The following is a 17,588-nucleotide window of genomic DNA, read 5'->3' as shown; positions in this document are numbered from 1 at the left end:
TCTCCTCAGAAGCTACAGCCATACCGGTTGGGTATGAGAAGCTCCAAGGGCGAGCATGGCCCGGTTCTTATTGACTTTCTATTACACATAAACGGCGATATGAGCGAACGGGTGATGAGCATCATTGAGGCACGCTTGCCAGCGGTAGAGGTGTACAGCATCGATGAGGCATTTGCCGACCTAACCGGCATGTCGGAATCACTGGAAACTCTTTCCAGAACACTGCAAGCCGAGATCAAACAGAAAACCGGCATACCCGTAGGCATCGGTATCGCCGGCACTAAAACCTTGGCCAAGTTAGCCAACCATGCGGCCAAGCGCTGGCAACGACAAACCGGCGGTGTGGTTGATCTACGTGACCCCGTACGACGCGACAAGCTGCTCAAGGTCATACCAGTAGAGGATGTCTGGGGTATCGGCAGACGCATGCAGGTTCACCTCAATGCACTCGGCATCAAAACCGCTTGGGATCTGGCCAGTAGTGACGCCTGGGAACTGCGCAAACGCTTCAACGTGATTATCGAGAAAACTGCACGCGAGCTGCGCGGTACTGCCTGCTTAGAACTTGAAGAGGCCGCGCCGGCCAAGCAGGAAATCTGCTGCAGCCGCTCATTCGGTAAGCGCTTGAAGACCATCGAGCCGATTCAGGAAGCTGTGACCGCTTACGCCACCCGCGCGGCTGAAAAACTGCGCCAGCAGGGCTCACTGTGCCGGCAGATTCGCGTCAGCCTGCGCACCGGCATGTTCAACCCCACTGAGGCCAAATACGCCAATGGCCTACTTTGCCAACTACCCTACCCGACCGACGACACGCGCCTAATTATTGCAGCAGCCCGAGAAGGCATAAGCCAGCTGTACCGGGATGGATTTAGCTACGCCAAAGCCCAGGTACTGCTTCTAGATTTGTGCCGACGAAATGAGTACACGCAGGATCTATTTGCACCTGAGCAACCAGTAAAGACTGAACGGTTAATGAGCGCGCTAGACGCTATCAATAGGCGATGGGGACGCGGAACACTGCAGCCTGGCCGTATAGCCAAACCAACAGAGTGGAGCATGCGCAGAGAAATGCTTTCGCCTGCGTACACCACTCAGTGGAAGTCGTTATTGGTAGCAAAGGCTCGATAAACCAGCTTCCTGAGCAGCTACCTCCTGCCCTAAGACCGGCGACCAACGCCACAGATTGGCTGCCGGAGATTTCTACGCTGCCCAAACGAGCGAGGCCCTGCAGGACTATTAGCAAGGGTTAGCCCTACGGGTACGCTTAACCGGATAGCCCACTCATCTGCTGGCGTTGCTACGTCATACCCTGAAGAGTTCGAGTAAAACCAGTGAAAATGGATTCTCCGAACCAGCTCATCAAAGGCTTGGTTCGTGGAAAGGGGACGATCGAGATCTTCGTCATAGCCAGCCACACCCAATGGACTGAACTCAACGCCGGCATCGCTGCAGGCCTTCCAGAATACGTCGATGTATGGGCTGCTACCCAAACCATGCATGTAAAGCTGATTCCAAGCTACTGGATCTGGAAAGCACGAGTAGAAACCACCAGGTTTGGATGAGGCCAGCACGGCGTCTGTACCGCAACTATGAGCGAGTAAGTAACCGGGCTTACTATCGCCCACAATAGTTCGTACAAGCCCCTGGATGGAGCCCGCCTCGCCATTGATGTTCCACTGCTGATCCATAAATCTCCCAGTTCGATAGGTGAGCATCCCCGATCCTAGAACGTCGAACCAATGATGGCAAAGCATCACTGGCTCGCACTGACAGTGTCAGCAAGGAATCACCCCCGACTAGTATCAGATCCTCGCGTGCTGCCGCGCACCTTCTTAGCCTGGCCTTTACGCAAGCAACGAGCGCCCTCAGGCTTGAGCCGCAGGTGCTGGTCATTCTTGACCAGGTAACGCATGGCATGGTGCACGTTGGCCCGAGCATTCAGATCTCGCCGATGGATTAGACCAATCCCCAGCCTGTCTTGGTATTTATCTTTGTCGAGGTTGCAGTTGTTGTAGCAGCCCTGACCACGGGTAATACGCTCCCACAGCTCACCGATCCGCTGCGCTCTGTAGATATCGGCACTCACCTCTGCACCGTTGAAGAAGAAGGCCGCATGGATGTGATACCCCCGATCCTCGCCTTGCTCAACGGTGCATATGTAGCCGGTCTCATGGTCGAAAATCGGGTTTCGCTTACGCTCACGCTCAGCAATCAGCCGACTCAGGTCGTCGAATACGTGCTCAACACGCAATCGAACTTGCGCCTCGGCGTGGTAGTAAAGATCCAACCGAATCACGCAGGTGCGGGCGTAACGATCCAGCACAACATCAACGTAGCGACCGATCTCAACTTCCTGCTTAATCGCTTGGTGACGCCGATCTGGCTCCCAGCGTTTGTATCGCTTTTTGGTGAGCAGCGTTCGGATGTGCTTGGTCAGTTCGTTCAGCGTCTCGCTGGTGCTCAGATAGCGTGTTTCGCCTTCGTCCAAGCAGGTAATGCCGCACGGGCTTAGTTCAACCCCAATGGACTGACAGGCTTCTCGGAAAAGGTTCAAGTGCCAGCTGTAGTCATACGCCACATCACACTCGAACAGAGCGACCATCTGTTCGATCCCATCGAAGTATTTTGACAGCCGGGTTGCATTGACCTGCTGATCCCCATGCTTCGAGTACGTGATACGGAAGGCTTGGCTATCTGTAAGTTGGATGGTGTTGACGAGTCGCTCAATCCGGATAGAGGTATCGGACTGTGAGCGGTGGGTGTAGCTGTTTAGCTTGGTCATGGTTGTATGCCTGGTTGTGGGTTTCACATACCAGAGAGGGGATATTTTTTATTTAACCGATGACCTATCCCATTTGCTGGGTAGTGGTGGCTGTGTAGCTATCAATGTTCAGGCTATTGCGTAGTTATGGATTGATAGTCTAGAGCTATATAACTAGATCCCGCTCCGAGCCACAGCGGCCATCCCGGCCTAGCAAGACAATGGGGAGCAACATTTCCTTGCCAGCCGAGAAATTGAATCACTTGGAGCTTGGGGTAGTTAGCTGAGAATCCAGCCCCTTCCATGCGGCATAAACGCCATGACCAACCGTAGCCAGTCATGGCGCATGCGGATAGTTTTAGCTGGCCATGCTTAGGTGGCAGGTGGCGCGCACCGCTGTTCCCTCGGTATGGTCGCGTTCTTCAATCCTGGCCAGGATCCAATCGTGCACCTCGCTATCGACCCAGCCGACGCAGCGGTCGCCAAGGGACACCGGTTTCGGGAAGGTGCCTTCCGAGATGTATTTGTAGATAGTCGACCGGGCAAGACCAGTCGAATCGATGACTTCTTTCAGGCGGATGATTCGCATGAGCAGGCTCCTCTGTATGGCTCAGAGGATGTGCAGGGGCGATTTAAAATTACCTAACCTCTCAACAAGCGCTTCGCAGGTGGCGTCACCAATCCAAACTGGAATCGGTAGCTCAACGGCATCTCGGCTTCTGACCCCCAGCTTTTAGGGGCAACGCCATCGCGCCCACCGTCCCGAAGAACCGTGCATGCGGACAGTTCTTTAGGCCGCGGATGCAAAAGCATCGCAATACATCTTTCTCTCTCATCATACGACACCGGCAAGATACTAAACCCAGCAGAGCTGAAACCAACCCCGTTCGCCACTTCAAACCTTGCCCTGTATACCGACGCGACTCTTACAACCAAATTACAAAAATGGCTGATAACAGCTCTCCACTCCAGATCAGCACTGACATCTCCGAGATTGGGGTCACTCGAACACTGCAAGACAGCCTCAATCCGCTCGGACAACCATTCGTAATGGACTGGCCCCTCACGCGCAAGATCAACCCAGTGACGCGAGAGCAACTCGGAGGCGCATTGATAGATGATGAGCCGCAATACATCGATGACTGAACGCCGCTCATTGGCTAGCAGGTGAATAACTTCAATGGGGGTCTCTGACGGGCTCACCGGTGAAACGGTGCGAGCCGCCAAAATATCCCGCCACAGTACATCTACAGCGTCGGTTTCAGCTTTGCTTTCACTCACCACGTGTACCATAACGGCACAGTCACCCGTCACACCAAAGCCCGGATGATTTAGGTTGAGGAAATACGTACTGTTGACCCTCCTGGCACGGAAAATTGAACTCGTCACACCTGGCACACAACTGCGTATCAACCCCACCCCGACCAGACGCTGGAGCCGGCGTTTTAAACTCTCAGCATCAAACCCCGTCAGCAACCTCAAGTCTTTGCTGGTGAGCGCCTTCACAACACCAAATTGATCGGCATTTGCCAACAACATCCCAAGCAGCAATCGATTACAGATACTCAGCCTGCTGCGGGCACCCGGAGGGGCTGGCTTCTGATTCTTGGTAACAGAAGCTCTCTCTTTCTGAATTTTCGGTTGCTTCCCCGGTATCTCCGTCGGGATATCTGCGCCTGAAAACAACCGCTCTAGGTGAGCAGAATGAAGGCCATATGACTGCGGCTGCGCTTCAAGGGCCATCAACGTCGGCGGTGAAAACTGATAGCTGACTGTTGGCCGCCCCTTCCCCGAAGGAGCCGATGCCAAACGCTCAATCACATCAGCAGATACCAACTCGGCAAAGGCTGAGCTGACATCACCTTCCGGAATACAAAGCTGTCTCGCAAGCGGCTTAACCCGGAATGCCCCATCAGCATGGTCACCCCTTGAAGCCCTGCCACTGACGACTTCCAAAAAAAATCGCGCTTCTGGACTGCAACCAGAAAGGCTTTTCATAAGACCTTGTATGAAAAGAGGCATGCTGAAATCATCCTAATTTTAGCTACAGGTTACACCCCCTGTGATAATTATAAAGAGTTACGGAGTAACGCAACGAATAACGCATATTTAAACTCGATAATAATTGCGGCTAGAATCATCGGAATAATCCGCAGAAAAATAGCGAAGGACGGGTGATGACCAAGATCACGGCCAGGCCACGATGGCTGAAAAAGGAGGGCGGAGAGTGGGAGTGGGCCTACCGCTACATGCAGCAACAGGCAACCGAAAGAGGGATAAAAATCGCGATCAAACGGATGACATGGCGAAAGAAACCCTGCCATGAACTAGTCGCTGAAACCATTTCATACCTGCAGGACACAAGTGACGACGGCGGTGCCTTTGTCACGCGCCTAAGGAATGCCCTTCGGCAGCATCGACATCGATCACTGAATGCAGGCAAGGAAAAGAAACCTTATTCCTTTACGCTACCGACGGAGACGAAAAAAGCTCTGCGCGCCGTTGCTAAACGGCAGAAGAAATCGGAGGCAGCTGTCATCACCGACCTTCTCAGCGGAACTGAACAGCTGATTAATGACCACCAAGCGCAAGAGCAGAAGCTCAAAAAAATGCATGCCTTTGAACGTAAAGTGGCGGAACAGCGCATCGACATACTGAAAGTTAAACACCACGAGGCCATGAGACAGATTCAGATGCTAGTCACGCGCCTCTCCATATGGGAGGTAGCCCTAGAGTCAGAGCATCCAGACATAATCGTCGACCAAGAGGCACTAGAAGCCACGGAGAAGAAAACGATTAATAAAGTGAAGAGCGCCATAAAGAAGGCCGTTGATAAGCACACATTTCTTCAACCGCGGATTAACTGACTGCCAGCGATACCAGAAGCACTCTTGGCCACAATGGCACCTATGAAATTGCGCTTACGCTTGCCCGCGCCAGAATCACCGATGGAACCGGGTACAAAACCGGGTATGAATTATTTCGAAATTTAAGGCATGACCGGTGTTACAAGGCCTACCTGCCAGAACTTACCGCCTAACGTCTGACCAGAGACGGCGTCTGGTTCTCCAGACAGCGCCTCGCGAAAAAGCCTCCTTCCTCGGAGGCTTTTTATTGGGCGATCGCTTTTCAATCCGCCATCTGAAACACGTCAATCCGCCTTTGGATAATTCGACGGAAACAGCGCGCGTTTCGCCTGCTCATCCATGTCTTTCTTGAAGGCGTGATCCTTACCCACGTCTTTTGCGCGAGATGCCGCAGGACGTGCGTCGACGTTCTGGAACCAGCGCTTGAGGTTCGGGTACTCCGCCAAGGCGTCCTCAGCGCCCTTCATGACGCGAGGCGCGCGGATCAGCCAGCCCCACGTCGAAATGTCGGCGAGGGTGTATTCGTTTCCGACGATGTAGTCGCGCCCCGCCAGATGCTGGTCAAGGACTTCGTAATGGCGCTCGATTTCGCGGCGATAGCGGTTCACCGCGTAATCGTTGCCTTCTGGTGCGGCGTATTGGAAGTGCACCGCCTGACCCGAAAACGGCCCGAGACCCGACGCAATGAAGAACAGCCACGAGAGCAGCTCAGGCTTGTCTTCGGCCGTGCCCATGAACTGGCCGGTTTTCTCACCCAGGTACAGCAGAATGGCGCTGGAGTCGAATACCCGCACCTCCTTTCCGCCCGGTCCTTCAGTGTCGACGATTGCTGGCACTTTTCCGTTGGGGTTGATCGCGCGGAACTCCGCCGAGTGCTGCTCGCCCTTGCTGGTATCCACCGGAACCAATTCGTAGTTCAGGCCTGACTCTTCGAGAAAGAGCGCGACCTTGGCCGGGTTGGGTGTCGGGTGGAAATAGAAACGGATCATGGCGTTCATCTCTGTGGGTGTGAAAGGTTATCGAAAATAGCGAAAGCGCACAGCGCCCGAAAAACACAGTTGCGTTTTAGAACGATTGATCTAGATTAGGCGAACTGTGGAACACGGCGCAACGTGAAGATGTGCGCCGAAAGGAAAATGACGATGGCAAGACCCAGAGAATTCGACGAAGGTAATGTGCTCGACGCCGCGATCCAGTGCTTCTGGAAAAAGGGTTTCGAGGCGACGTCGATGCGTGACCTCATCGACTGCATGGGCATCACCGGCGCCAGCCTTTACAACGCGTTTGGCGACAAGCGTGCCCTGTACCGCAAGGCGTTGGCGCACTACCTGAAAAGCAGCTTTGGCGAGCGTGTCGTGCGCCTGGAGAGCACCCTGGCGCCGCGCCAGGCCATCGAGATGTTTTTCGTGGAAATCATTGAGCGCTCAATGAACGACATCCAGCGTCGAGGCTGCATGATGGTGAATTCGGCGCTGGAAGCGGCGCCGCATGACCCGGATGCGCAAGCGATCGTGGATGACTTCCTTACGCGGGCCGAGCACTTTTTTCTGCGCTGCGTGGAAGCAGGCCAACGTGACGGCACGATTTCCTGCGCACAACCGGCCCCAGACCTTTCCTGCTTGTTGCTTGGCGTGCTACTGGGCATTCGCGTACTCGCCCGCGCCAAACCGCAACGGGCCTTGCTGGAGAGCGTGTTGCGCCCCGCACTCGCGCTGCTGGACGGTGGCGCGCATCAAGGTAACTTCGCCCCCATTTACCCCCTCATTGTGGAATCGCAACGATGATCGAGCTCTACTACTGGCCAACCCCCAACGGCCACAAGATCACCTTGTTTCTGGAGGAAGCAGGACTGGAATACCGTATTCACCCTGTCGACATCAGCGCTGGGGACCAGTTTCAGCCTGCGTTCCTGGCCTTTTCGCCGAACAACCGTATGCCGGCGATCATCGACACCGCGCCCGCCGACGGTGGAGAGCCAATCACGGTTTTCGAGTCCGGCGCGATCCTGTTGTACCTGGCGGAGAAGACCGGTCAGTTCTTGCCCTCCGATGTGCGCGGCAAGAAAACCGTCACTGAATGGCTGATGTGGCAGATGGGCGGGCTTGGCCCGATGGCGGGTCAGAATCATCACTTTGGCGTGTATGCGCCGGAGAAAATCCCGTACGCGATCACCCGCTACGTCGATGAAACCAACCGCCTGTACGGCGTGCTGGACCGCAGGCTGCAAGGCCGTACCTTCGTCGCTGGAGAGGATTATTCAGTCGCTGACATGGCGATCTATCCCTGGGTTTACCCATGGCAGCGCCAACAGCAAAACCTGGATGACTTTCCGAATCTGAAGCGCTGGTTCTATGAGGTGCAGGCTCGCCCGGCAACGATTCGCGCCTACGCCAAGGGTGAAGCGCTGTCACAGAACCGTGCAACGGTCACCGAGGAAGGCAAGAAGATACTGTTCGGCCAGACCTCTGCTGGCGGGCAGAAAAAGAGCTGAGAATAGCCACGCGACTGTCAGCGCAGCGCCAGCAAAAAAGGGCTGGCGCTGACAGACCCGACCTCAGATGATCGGCTGAGCCGCACGGAACAGCAGCACGCGCCCTTCACGCTTGAGCGTCACGTCCCGGAAATGCTGACGCAGATGCCCTTCGAAACCGACCTGGGAGTCCTGGCGGTTTCCGAAAATGCCCTTCTTGTTGTAGACGTCCATCAGCTTGCGCCCGAAGCCGTTGTGCCCCGCCTCGTCCCCCAGAATCGTCGCTCCGAACAGCACGCCGCCCGGTTGCAGGTTGTGCTTGAGGTTGCCGAAGATCGCCGCCTTGGCGTCCAGAGGGCCCGGCAGACAATGGAGCAGATAAAAAAGCGAGATCGAATCGAAACGTTCGCCACCCGGAATCGGCTGCATGACGTCGTGCTGGAGAATGCGTGTGTCGGGCCGGGCGATTCTGCGCCTGGCCGCTTCAAGACTGCTGGGATTGAGGTCGAGCAAGGTGATCTGAGTGTCGGCGGGCAACTGGGCTTTTGCCAGGTAGTAACCCGTGCCCACACCGATATCGAGATGCCGGGCGCGAACGTTGGCGCGAAAGAATGGCAGCAAAACCTCATCGGTCGGACAACGCCACGCGTAACGATTGGAAATGCCCAGCACCCATGCGTCATACAGGGCCAGCGTCAGAGGGGAATAAACCGCCGCACCCGCGGCACTGCTTTCGGTCATGGGAGACGCCTTGGAAACAAGAGAATCGGACAGAGAAGACGACGCCCGTTATACGTCGTCCCTCTTTCGGGTTTCAAGCTATTCCAAGGTATGAGTGCCGCCTCACAACCTCGCCGTTCAGCCCAACTGGAACCGCGAGGTATTGTCACTCAACGCCCGACTGCCTCTGCTCAGCGTATCGGCTGCGTGGTTCACCGCCCGCGCGCCATCGAGCAATCGCCCTGCCGCCTGATCCACTTGCTGAATATTGCCGCTGACCTCGTCCGCTGTGGCGGCTTGCTCCTCCACCGCGGTGGCGATCTGCGCCAGCGTGTCGGTGACGATCTGCACGGCGCTGGCGATCTCTCCAAGACGCTCGCCAAGGCCAGTGACCGACTGCGCATCAGTGACCGCCTGACCACAAGCCGCTTCCATCAGACTGACGGCCTGGCTCACGGTGGCGCGCAGGCTGTCGACCGTGCCGGCGATTTGCGCGGTGGACGCCTGCGTGCGTTGCGACAGGCTGCGCACCTCATCGGCCACCACAGCAAACCCTCGCCCTTGCTCACCCGCACGTGCCGCTTCGATGGCCGCGTTAAGCGCCAGCAGGTTAGTCTGCTCGGCGATGCCGCGAATGGTGTCGACCACCGACTGAATCTGTTGGCCCTGCTCGCTGACCTTGCTCAGCGCATTAGCCGTGTCGGTCAGTCGTTGATTGAGCTGCTGGATACTGGCCGTGGTGCGCTGACTGTCCCGGCTGCTGTCTTCGGCAATCTGGCGCGTGTGTTGAGCGCTGCCGGACGCTTCTTCGCAGCTCTTCGCAACGCCCAGGGACGTCGCCGCCAACTGGGTGGCAGCCGCTGCAATCTGACTGATCTGCTGCTGTTGATCTTCAACTTCATTGAGCGTGCTGCCGGACTGCGAATTGAGCGTCAGAACGGCTGAGCCCAGTTGCTGGGTTTCATGGTTGACCCCCAGCAGGCTGGTGCGCAGCTGCACGACCGCGACGTTGAGCGCCGTGCTGATCGCGGCGAGCTCATCGCGGCCTTCGACCGCCACTTCGACACACAGATTACCGTCACGCAACGACTCGGCCAGCGTCGTGATGCCTTTGGCGCTGCGGCGAATCGAAGCCTGCAGGCACATGAAGAGATACAGCGCAGCCAGGGCCAGAAGGCTGAACGTCGCGGCCACCGGCACGAACTGTTTGATCGCGCTGTCATGGTAGTAATCCAGTCGGCTGTCCAGCGACGTGAGCGACTGATTGCGCAACGCAGCCAGTGCTTCGAGCGTGCTGTCGACGCTGCGCTCGAACGCTGCCGTGTCCAGTTTGATTGCGCCGCCGAACACGCCCTCGTCCAGCACTTTCAGCTCACTGTCCAGACGCTGAAGGCTATCGTTGTAACGGCCGGTCCAGGTTTCCATGCCGGGGTACGACTTGGCTTGCAACGACGCGGCGGCTTTGACCAATTGATCGCGAGCATCGCCGATACGGCTGCGCAGGTCGCGCATCTGCAGGCGACTCTGTAGCGTGAACTGACCCGACGCCACCGAGGACTGCCCCACACTCGCCATACGCCCGACACGCTCGATCAGATCCGGCGCCTGCTGTGTGGAAACCTGCATCAGCAGATAGGTTTCGAGCCAAGGGTCGAGAATCAGCCCGGTGTCCATGGCGATCTGTTCACGCAGGCTTTGCAACGCGGTTAGCGCCGAAGTGAAACGGTCGTAGCCGTCCGGCCACCAGCCGACGGTGCGCAACGCCTCGGAGTCCATGCCCTTGACGGTCGCTTGCAGCGCCTGGAAACGCGCCATGATGTCTGCACTGGCATGCTGCGCCTTGAGCTCATCGCCCAGCGCCGCAAGTGTCTGACCCAGGACCGGGTTGGCAGCGTCCAGCGCAGCCATGGCGGCCTTCGCCGCGGGAGTAGGGTCGTGAAGAATGTCCGCCGCCTTCCAGCGAGCCGCGCGGTTACGTTGGGCGGTCAGCTGGGCATCCAGTGCATCGAGCGCCAACAGCTGACGAACCCCGGACTGCTCATCGGAAATCACGGCCAGCTTGCTGCGGTAGTCCTGCCCGATCATCCACAGGCTTCCGGCCAGCGGCAGGATGAACAGGAAAAACAGCACCTGAAACTTGCGTGCAAATCCAAAACGTCCGAGCAGACGGATTCCTGGCGACAAAAGACTTTGCATGTCCGACTACTCCTCACGGACAACCCGCCACCGCGACTCGTGACCACGGCAGATGTTGCCTCACATTGTTACCGGCAAAATGCCATGTCTTTGTTTTGAAAACGACAACCGCCCGTCTCCTGTGCCGAAGACGCGTGCAGTCATTATCGGGTTGGCAACACCGCGCGCGACAGAGTCAGCACAGCAGAGTGCACGTTCGGCAGGCTCAAGCAAGAAACGGACCGGTAGCACGAGGCCATCTAAACGGGCATGTGAACGAAGAAGGTGCAGAACGCGTGCACAAGAGTGGGGCAAAACCACTCAGGTCGCCCGGCGAAACTGTCACCTCGGTGACGGGCATCTCGACCTGGCCAGAGGATTTCAGAGGCAAAATCCTAACCAATTGATCACACGCATAAATTTTTTATAGAGACGCTTGACACATCCTCGATCTGAGCGAATAATGCGCGCCACTTGGCTACATAGCTCAGTTGGTTAGAGCATAGCATTCATAATGCTGGGGTCCGGGGTTCAAGTCCCTGTGTAGCCACCAAGTACCTCAACAAAGCCCGCCTCGTGCGGGCTTTGTTGTTTCTGGCGTTCCGGTTATCGAAGCACTGACTGGCCGGGCAACCCGCTTCATCAACGACATCACTTCATAGCGCTGTCCCTTTTCTGAGGTCGAGTTCATGCGATTCACACTTCCTGCACTGGTTCTGGGTCTTCTGGTTTCTCAAGGCGCAATGGCAGGCAGCGGCACCAACGCCGCATTGGGTGGCGGCCTGGGCGGCGCACTGGGTAACGTCGTCGGTCAACAAATGGGCGGCAGCAATGGCGCGGCCATCGGTGCAGGCCTGGCGGGCGCTGCCGGTGGTGCAGTTGCCGCGAAAAAAGGCCACAAGACCCGTGCGGCCGTTGGCGGAGGTCTGGGTGGCGCTGCGGGCTCGGTAATCGGTAACAAACTGGGCGGCAGCACAGGCGGCACCATCGGCGCAGGCCTGGGTGGCGCTGCGGGTGGTGCTTTGGGCGGTAAATAAATTACCCTCCGTCGCGAAGCGCCAGCGTGCGTTTCGCGATCAAACCCCGTTAATGAAGTAATGGATGTTCAATGTCTGATTCCCATACCGACGTAGCAGCGCCTGCGCACTCTGCCAAGCAGGCCTACGAAGACGCCATCAATCTTTCACAGCATGTGCCGCAGGCAAAAACCATCAGCGAAATGGTCCTCGATGCCTTCCAAAGTGCTAAAGAAAGCGATCAGATTCGTGAGCTTCGCGTTGCGATCCGTCAGGCCCATGACCGCTTCGATGATGACCAGGCCTACGAGCTGATGGGGCAACTCAAGCAGCTCAAGGATGCAGAAGCCGCCGACATGGCCGCGCTGGAAGACCTCAGTACGAAGTTCCCGATCAGCCGGATTTTGTCCAGCTACAAGGACGACCCCAGTTTCCAGGAGCTGGTCTACAGCCTGGCCCTGAAGGTCCTGAACCAGACACACCAGGCCGTCAGCAACCCGAGCGGCGGCAAAAGCAAAGCCGCACGCGCGAAGAAAGAGGCTGAGGTGTTCGTCATCAGCAAAGACGGCACCAGCGTCACCCTGCCCCTGCGCACCCCGCGCTCGAAAGCCAACGTCGACCGTGAAGCCTTCGAATTCCTCGGTTTCACCTTTGTGGGTGAAGGCGACGATGCCGAACTGCAAAGCGATGTGTTCGTGGACCGCGACGGTAATCAACAGCCTGCCACGCGCAAGAATATCGTCAGCGCGATTCAGCAGCAGGTTGCATTTGAAGGGTATAGCGCGGTTCAGCAGTAGCGACTGACTGCATCTCTGTAGCCTGTTGGCTTGCCGGCGCTGGCGTGATCAAAACTACCAAAACCGGCAAGTCAGGTGACTTCAAGGCACTCGCCCCTGTCCCGCGAGCGCTTCGGCAATGCAGGGGATTGATGTACGTCGCGCAATCCCTGATCCTCATCGAACGAGAAATCGTTTCTTCAAGACCCGCGCAATAGGCTAAGGTTTATCGCCTTTGTTACCGGTCACATGGCTGGCCCTGAAACAGCACTGATCTGCTACAGCAGGGCCATCGTCTTTGCGCTGAGTCAGCTACGCGTCCCACAGCGATGGAACATACCCAGGCTCGTCTTGAATAAGAGGTGTTGAGCAATGCAGATTCTTGGTGAAACGATCATCGGTCAACGTGCGGTTCGTGGTCAGGGAGGCGAGGTGTTCGCGCTCGCCGCCGCCACGGGAGAAGAACTGTCACCCGCGTTTGGCGCCAGCACGCCGGACGATGTGAACACCGCGTGTGAACTGGCCGAAGCGTCGTTCGACCCCTACCGACAACTGAGCGATGAACAACGGGCGGCCTTCCTCGAAGCCATCGCCCAAGGTCTGCTGGATCTGGGCGACACGCTGACCGAGCGCGTTCATGTTGAAAGCGGCCTGCCAAAACCGCGCCTGGAAGGCGAACGGATGCGCACCGTCAACCAGCTCAAGCTGTTCGCCAGCCTGCTGCGCGACGGTCGTTGGCACGGCGCGGTGGTCGACACCGCCCTGCCCGACCGTCAACCACTGCCGCGCGCCGACCTGCGTCTGCGTCGCATCGGTCTGGGACCGGTCGCAGTGTTTGGCGCCAGCAACTTTCCCTTGGCCTTTTCGGTGGCGGGCGGCGACACGGCGTCAGCGCTGGCGGCAGGTTGCCCCGTCATCGTCAAGGCGCACCCTGCGCACTTGGGCACCAGCGAACTGGTCGCTCGCGTCATTCAGAAAGCTGCACGGGATACCGGCATGCCCGAAGGCGTGTTTTCCATGCTGATCGACAAGGACATCTCCGTTGGCCAGGCCCTCGTGAGCCATCCGCTGATTTCAGCCGTCGGCTTCACTGGCTCACGCCGTGGCGGTCTTGCGCTGGTCGCGGCGGCTCAAGCGCGTCCGGTGCCGATTCCAGTCTATGCGGAGATGAGCAGCATCAACCCGGTGTTCCTGTTGCCGGCCGCGCTGTCTGCGCGTGGCGAAAGCATCGCCAAGGGCTTCGTTGAATCGCTGGTACTGGGCGCAGGTCAGTTCTGCACCAACCCTGGCATCCTGCTGGCACTGGAAAGCGATGCGCTGGAGACGTTCGTGTCTGCCGCTGCGACGGCTTTGGCTGACAAGTCACCGACCACCATGCTGACGCCCAACATTCATGGCGCCTACTGCAACGGCCTGAACAATCTGCACAAGGCCTCGGGCGTGACGCTGGTAGCCGAAGGTCGAGAGGCTGAAGGCTCGTTCCAGGCGCGGCCCGCGTTTTTCCGCACCGATTCAGCGACCTTCCTCGCCAATCCGGGGCTGGAAGACGAAAACTTCGGGCCGAGCGCACTGCTGATCGTCTGCAAGGACACGGCCGACCTGCAGAAAGTGGCCGCGAAGTTCGACGGGCAACTGACCGTTACCCTGCATTTCGACGACGGTGATCAGGCGATCGCCCAAGCGTTGATGCCGACACTGGAGCGCAAGGCCGGGCGGATTCTGTTCAATGACTTCCCGACGGGCGTCGAAGTGAGCTATTCGATGGTTCACGGCGGCCCGTTCCCGGCAACCTCCGACAGTCGCAGCACCTCGGTCGGCGCCACCGCCATTGATCGCTTCCTGCGGCCTGTCTGCTATCAAAGCGTCCCGGACTCGCTGCTGCCGCCAGCCCTTCAGCACAGCAACCCGCTGAAGACCTGGCGCCTGGTGAACGGTCAGTTGGTCAAGGACTGACCGAACTGCCGCTCTATAGCTGCCGTCGGAGGCAGCGCTTACCTGAAGGCGTGAGTTTGCTCGCGATTGCGAAACGTCCGGTGTACTGATGTTGCCTGACACGACGCTGTCGCGAGCAAGCTCACGCCCACACAGGATTTGATGTACGTAGATCGTAACTTTGCTGCCATCCCGATGGGTTAATCAGTCCTCAGCCCGCTCCAGGACCTTGCCGACGACCTCATCACCGATCACCAGGAAGTGCCCGCCCGCCACATGATGCAGCGTGCGTAGCTCATCATGACCCTCGAAATGCCAATGCCCGTCGGAAAACACGCGCTCGTCTGCCCAGGCCGCCACCACTTCACCAATGAACAGGTCGTACTGATTCTGGTTGTGCGGCTCCGGCATCAATCGGCATTCCAGCCACGCGGCGCACCCTTCCAGCAGCGCCCCATCGACGACGTCACCCGTAAACGTCCGCAGGCCATACGCCTTGAACTTGTCGAGGTCCTTTTCCTGAGAGATTTCCAGCCCCGACGTCGAGCCCACCGTTTCGACGATGTCGAGCTGACTGATCGTCGGCACGTTAATCACGAACGTCCCAGAGCCTTCCACCAGCTGCCGGGTCCATACCGACTTATCCAGCACCACCGTGACCTTGGGCGGCTGAAAATCCAGCGGCATCGCCCACGCCGCCGCCATGATGTTGCGCCGGCCGTTATGCGCCGCGCTCACCAGAACGGTCGGACCGTGATTAAGCAAGCGATAGCATTTGGCAAGGGGGACGGGACGGCGATGTGCGGCGGTCATGGGGATGATCCTGCATTAGGGAGGGAAGGCTTGGAAGCTGGGGTGATGAAATTACATGGATTGAGGATTCAGGAAAACACTGTCACTCGCCGGCAGGACCTCACATACGCCATCCAGCCATACCTGATAGCGACCGTTTCTTCATTAAAATCGTTAAAAAACCCGGATTGTTGCATTTCATTTGGAGACTCGCTAACAGCTGCTAATATTCCAGCATTATCGCCAATAATGTGAAGGAATAATTACACATGGCAAAAACGACGGCGCCACTGCTTCCGGGCACGACCCGACTTCTCGAAGACTTTGGCGAGCGGCTGAAATTAGCGCGCCTGCGCCGCAAGCTCACGGCAAAACGTGTCGCGGAGCGCTCCGGCATGTCCCAGATGACATTGCGCGCATTGGAGCGTGGAGGCGCGGGAGTGACGATGGGTGCGTACCTGTCCGTGATGCAAGTATTGGGACTGGAGCAGGATCTGGGCCTGCTCGCCAAAGCGGACGAAACGGGGCGGCAATTGCAGGACGCTGACTTGGTCACGGTGCCTCGCAAGAAATTCGACAGCACATCTGCCACAAAAAAACGTCCCTCTCCTACATCGGATCAGGACGGCTCGGATAACGCTCCCTCATCCAGGCATGCAACCATCACGCCCGCTTCAAGACTGACGTCCTTGCTTATCCAGCCCGGACAAGACACGGACAACGGGAAGGAATGATGACGACAATCGCGGTCTATGCCGACTGGGCCAACCTGCCCACACCACGGCGACTGGGGTTCTTGCACGCACGGCGCAGCGGGCCCCGTGAAGTGTTCGACTTCGAATACGACCACGATGCGTTATCCGATACGCAGCTTTGCGCCATCACCCTCGACCCCGGCGTGCTGCCCTTTGAGGGCCCACAATATCCATCTCCCGGTCGGGATATCTTCGGCGTATTTGCCGATTCAAGCCCCGACCGTTGGGGCCGTATGTTGATGAAACGCAGGCTGGAGCGCGAGAAGCGTGCAGGTGTGCTCCCATCATCCACTCGTCTTTTCGAATCCGACTTTCTGCTCGGTGTACACGACGCTTATCGAGTCGGCGCCTTGCGGTTCAAGCTGGACGACACGGGTCCATTTCTCGACAACCAGCACGACCTCGCCGCGCCTCCGCTTATTCAGCTACGCGAACTGGAAGCCGTCAGCAGAGCCCTTGAAAGTGACGTGGATAACACCGCAGCGGAAGGCGACGAATGGATTCGGCAGTTAATAGCGCCGGGCGGTTCTCTCGGTGGCGCGCGCCCCAAAGCCAGCGTGGTAGACACTCAGAAAAACCTGTGGATCGCCAAATTTCCCAGTGTCAGAGATGAACATGACGTGGGCGCATGGGAATTGATCGTTGGCACACTGGCAGAGGCCTGCGGACTCAGGGTCGCCCCCATGGACGCTGAACGCTACGCGAGCGAGCATCATTGTTTTCGGATAAAGCGTTTTGATCGAACCCCCGAAGGCAGGCGTCTGCATTTTGCTTCAGCCATGACCCTTACCCATCACAAAGATGGCGAGGACGCGTCCGCAGGAGTCAGCTATCTGGAACTGGCGGAAGTTTTGATTACCCACGGAGCCAGTACCAACGCTGACCTGAAGGAGCTCTGGAACCGCATCGTGTTCAACATGATGGTGTCCAACACCGATGACCATTTGCGTAACCACGGCTTTATCCTCGAACCCGGCGCAGGGTGGCGCTTATCACCCGCTTACGACATGAATCCCGATCCCTACGGGCAAGCTTTGAAACTCAACGTGAGTGAGGTCGACAACGCACTCGACCTTGAATTGGTACGGTCGGTCTGCACCTTGTTTCGTGTGCGGCTCAACGAAGCTGACGACACCATTGCGAGATTCAAAGCCATCATCAGGCAGTGGCCGACACTGGCGCACGCATTGCGTATCCCTCGCACCGAGCAAGCACTCATCGGCGAAGCGTTCAAACTGTCGCATTCCTGAATCGCTCCAAAATACCCCTTCCCTCTCGCCTGAAAATAGTGATGTAATACTATAACAAAACATTTCAGGCGTCT

The 17,588-nt window shown here is 57.5% G+C and carries 17 protein-coding genes and 1 tRNA gene; 11 read left to right on the top strand and 7 right to left on the bottom strand.

The genetic code is table 11. The annotated features are described in order from the left end of the window. Window positions 1–1,128 (top strand): DUF4113 domain-containing protein (locus BLS87_RS32540; protein ID WP_143024544.1); only part of this gene is annotated, 1,128 nt, incomplete at its 5' end. 203 nt (window positions 1,129–1,331) lie between these two features. Then, window positions 1,332–1,562: a hypothetical protein gene (locus BLS87_RS32535; protein WP_143024543.1), complete on the top strand. Its 231-nt coding sequence runs from the start codon at window positions 1,332–1,334 to the stop codon at window positions 1,560–1,562. Window positions 1,563–1,786: 224 nt separating this feature from the next. Here BLS87_RS32535 and BLS87_RS32530 read toward each other — a convergent pair whose 3' ends face one another. The 3 genes from BLS87_RS32530 to BLS87_RS32520 form a co-directional block, all read right to left on the bottom strand. After that, window positions 1,787–2,782 carry a YagK/YfjJ domain-containing protein gene (locus tag BLS87_RS32530; protein ID WP_074759312.1) on the bottom strand — a complete coding sequence of 332 codons (996 nt, stop codon included), beginning with the start codon at window positions 2,780–2,782 and terminating at the stop codon, window positions 1,787–1,789. Between the two features lie 337 nt (window positions 2,783–3,119). Further along, entirely contained in the window at window positions 3,120–3,350 is a 231-nt protein-coding gene (locus tag BLS87_RS32525) for a helix-turn-helix transcriptional regulator (protein ID WP_074759311.1), read from the bottom strand. Between the two features lie 53 nt (window positions 3,351–3,403). Beyond that, complete coding sequence (locus BLS87_RS32520; RefSeq protein WP_074759310.1) at window positions 3,404–4,783, bottom strand: hypothetical protein; 1,380 nt, start codon at window positions 4,781–4,783, stop codon at window positions 3,404–3,406. 155 nt (window positions 4,784–4,938) lie between these two features. Here BLS87_RS32520 and BLS87_RS32515 point away from each other — a divergent pair, with 155 nt between their 5' ends. Next, entirely contained in the window at window positions 4,939–5,628 is a 690-nt protein-coding gene (locus BLS87_RS32515) for a hypothetical protein (protein WP_074759309.1), read from the top strand. 284 nt (window positions 5,629–5,912) lie between these two features. Here BLS87_RS32515 and BLS87_RS32510 read toward each other — a convergent pair whose 3' ends face one another. Next, on the bottom strand, window positions 5,913–6,617 hold the full coding sequence (locus BLS87_RS32510) for a glutathione S-transferase family protein (RefSeq protein ID WP_074759308.1): 705 nt from the start codon (window positions 6,615–6,617) through the stop codon (window positions 5,913–5,915). 153 nt (window positions 6,618–6,770) lie between these two features. On the opposite strand from BLS87_RS32510, the gene BLS87_RS32505 reads away from it, so the two are divergent. Continuing rightward, entirely contained in the window at window positions 6,771–7,412 is a 642-nt protein-coding gene (locus BLS87_RS32505) for a TetR/AcrR family transcriptional regulator (protein ID WP_074759307.1), read from the top strand. Then, on the top strand, window positions 7,409–8,119 hold the full coding sequence (locus BLS87_RS32500; RefSeq protein ID WP_074759306.1) for a glutathione binding-like protein: 711 nt from the start codon (window positions 7,409–7,411) through the stop codon (window positions 8,117–8,119). Before BLS87_RS32505 ends, BLS87_RS32500 begins: the two co-directional genes overlap by 4 nt. A gap of 63 nt (window positions 8,120–8,182) precedes the next feature. Here BLS87_RS32500 and BLS87_RS32495 read toward each other — a convergent pair whose 3' ends face one another. Then, window positions 8,183–8,839, bottom strand: a complete 657-nt coding sequence (locus tag BLS87_RS32495; protein ID WP_074759305.1) for a class I SAM-dependent methyltransferase — start codon at window positions 8,837–8,839, stop codon at window positions 8,183–8,185. A gap of 117 nt (window positions 8,840–8,956) precedes the next feature. Further along, window positions 8,957–9,964: a methyl-accepting chemotaxis protein gene (locus tag BLS87_RS35445; protein WP_425262261.1), complete on the bottom strand. Its 1,008-nt coding sequence runs from the start codon at window positions 9,962–9,964 to the stop codon at window positions 8,957–8,959. Between the two features lie 1,505 nt (window positions 9,965–11,469). Between BLS87_RS35445 and BLS87_RS32485 the strand changes: the two genes are divergently transcribed. The 4 genes from BLS87_RS32485 to BLS87_RS32470 all read left to right on the top strand — a co-directional run bounded on the left by BLS87_RS32485 (window position 11,470) and on the right by BLS87_RS32470 (window position 14,738). Next, window positions 11,470–11,546, top strand: a tRNA-Met gene (locus BLS87_RS32485). A gap of 136 nt (window positions 11,547–11,682) precedes the next feature. Then, entirely contained in the window at window positions 11,683–12,030 is a 348-nt protein-coding gene (locus BLS87_RS32480; protein WP_074759303.1) for a bacteriocin, read from the top strand. 71 nt (window positions 12,031–12,101) lie between these two features. Further along, entirely contained in the window at window positions 12,102–12,806 is a 705-nt protein-coding gene (locus BLS87_RS32475) for a hypothetical protein (protein ID WP_074759302.1), read from the top strand. Window positions 12,807–13,157: 351 nt separating this feature from the next. Continuing rightward, on the top strand, window positions 13,158–14,738 hold the full coding sequence (locus BLS87_RS32470; protein ID WP_074759301.1) for an aldehyde dehydrogenase (NADP(+)): 1,581 nt from the start codon (window positions 13,158–13,160) through the stop codon (window positions 14,736–14,738). A gap of 183 nt (window positions 14,739–14,921) precedes the next feature. Here BLS87_RS32470 and BLS87_RS32465 read toward each other — a convergent pair whose 3' ends face one another. Then, window positions 14,922–15,530 carry a flavin reductase family protein gene (locus BLS87_RS32465; protein ID WP_074759299.1) on the bottom strand — a complete coding sequence of 203 codons (609 nt, stop codon included), beginning with the start codon at window positions 15,528–15,530 and terminating at the stop codon, window positions 14,922–14,924. A gap of 248 nt (window positions 15,531–15,778) precedes the next feature. On the opposite strand from BLS87_RS32465, the gene BLS87_RS32460 reads away from it, so the two are divergent. Both BLS87_RS32460 and BLS87_RS32455 read left to right on the top strand, forming a co-directional pair. Beyond that, window positions 15,779–16,243, top strand: a complete 465-nt coding sequence (locus BLS87_RS32460; protein ID WP_074759297.1) for a helix-turn-helix domain-containing protein — start codon at window positions 15,779–15,781, stop codon at window positions 16,241–16,243. After that, window positions 16,243–17,514, top strand: coding sequence for a type II toxin-antitoxin system HipA family toxin (locus BLS87_RS32455; RefSeq protein ID WP_208605236.1), 1,272 nt, complete (start codon window positions 16,243–16,245; stop codon window positions 17,512–17,514). Before BLS87_RS32460 ends, BLS87_RS32455 begins: the two co-directional genes overlap by 1 nt. The last annotated feature ends 74 nt before the right edge of the window (window positions 17,515–17,588 follow it).

Source organism: Pseudomonas abietaniphila (genome assembly GCF_900100795.1).
GTDB lineage: Bacteria > Pseudomonadota > Gammaproteobacteria > Pseudomonadales > Pseudomonadaceae > Aquipseudomonas > Aquipseudomonas abietaniphila.
The sequence above is the reverse complement of the archived record's forward strand: the minus strand, read 5'-3'. Positions and strand labels throughout refer to the sequence as shown.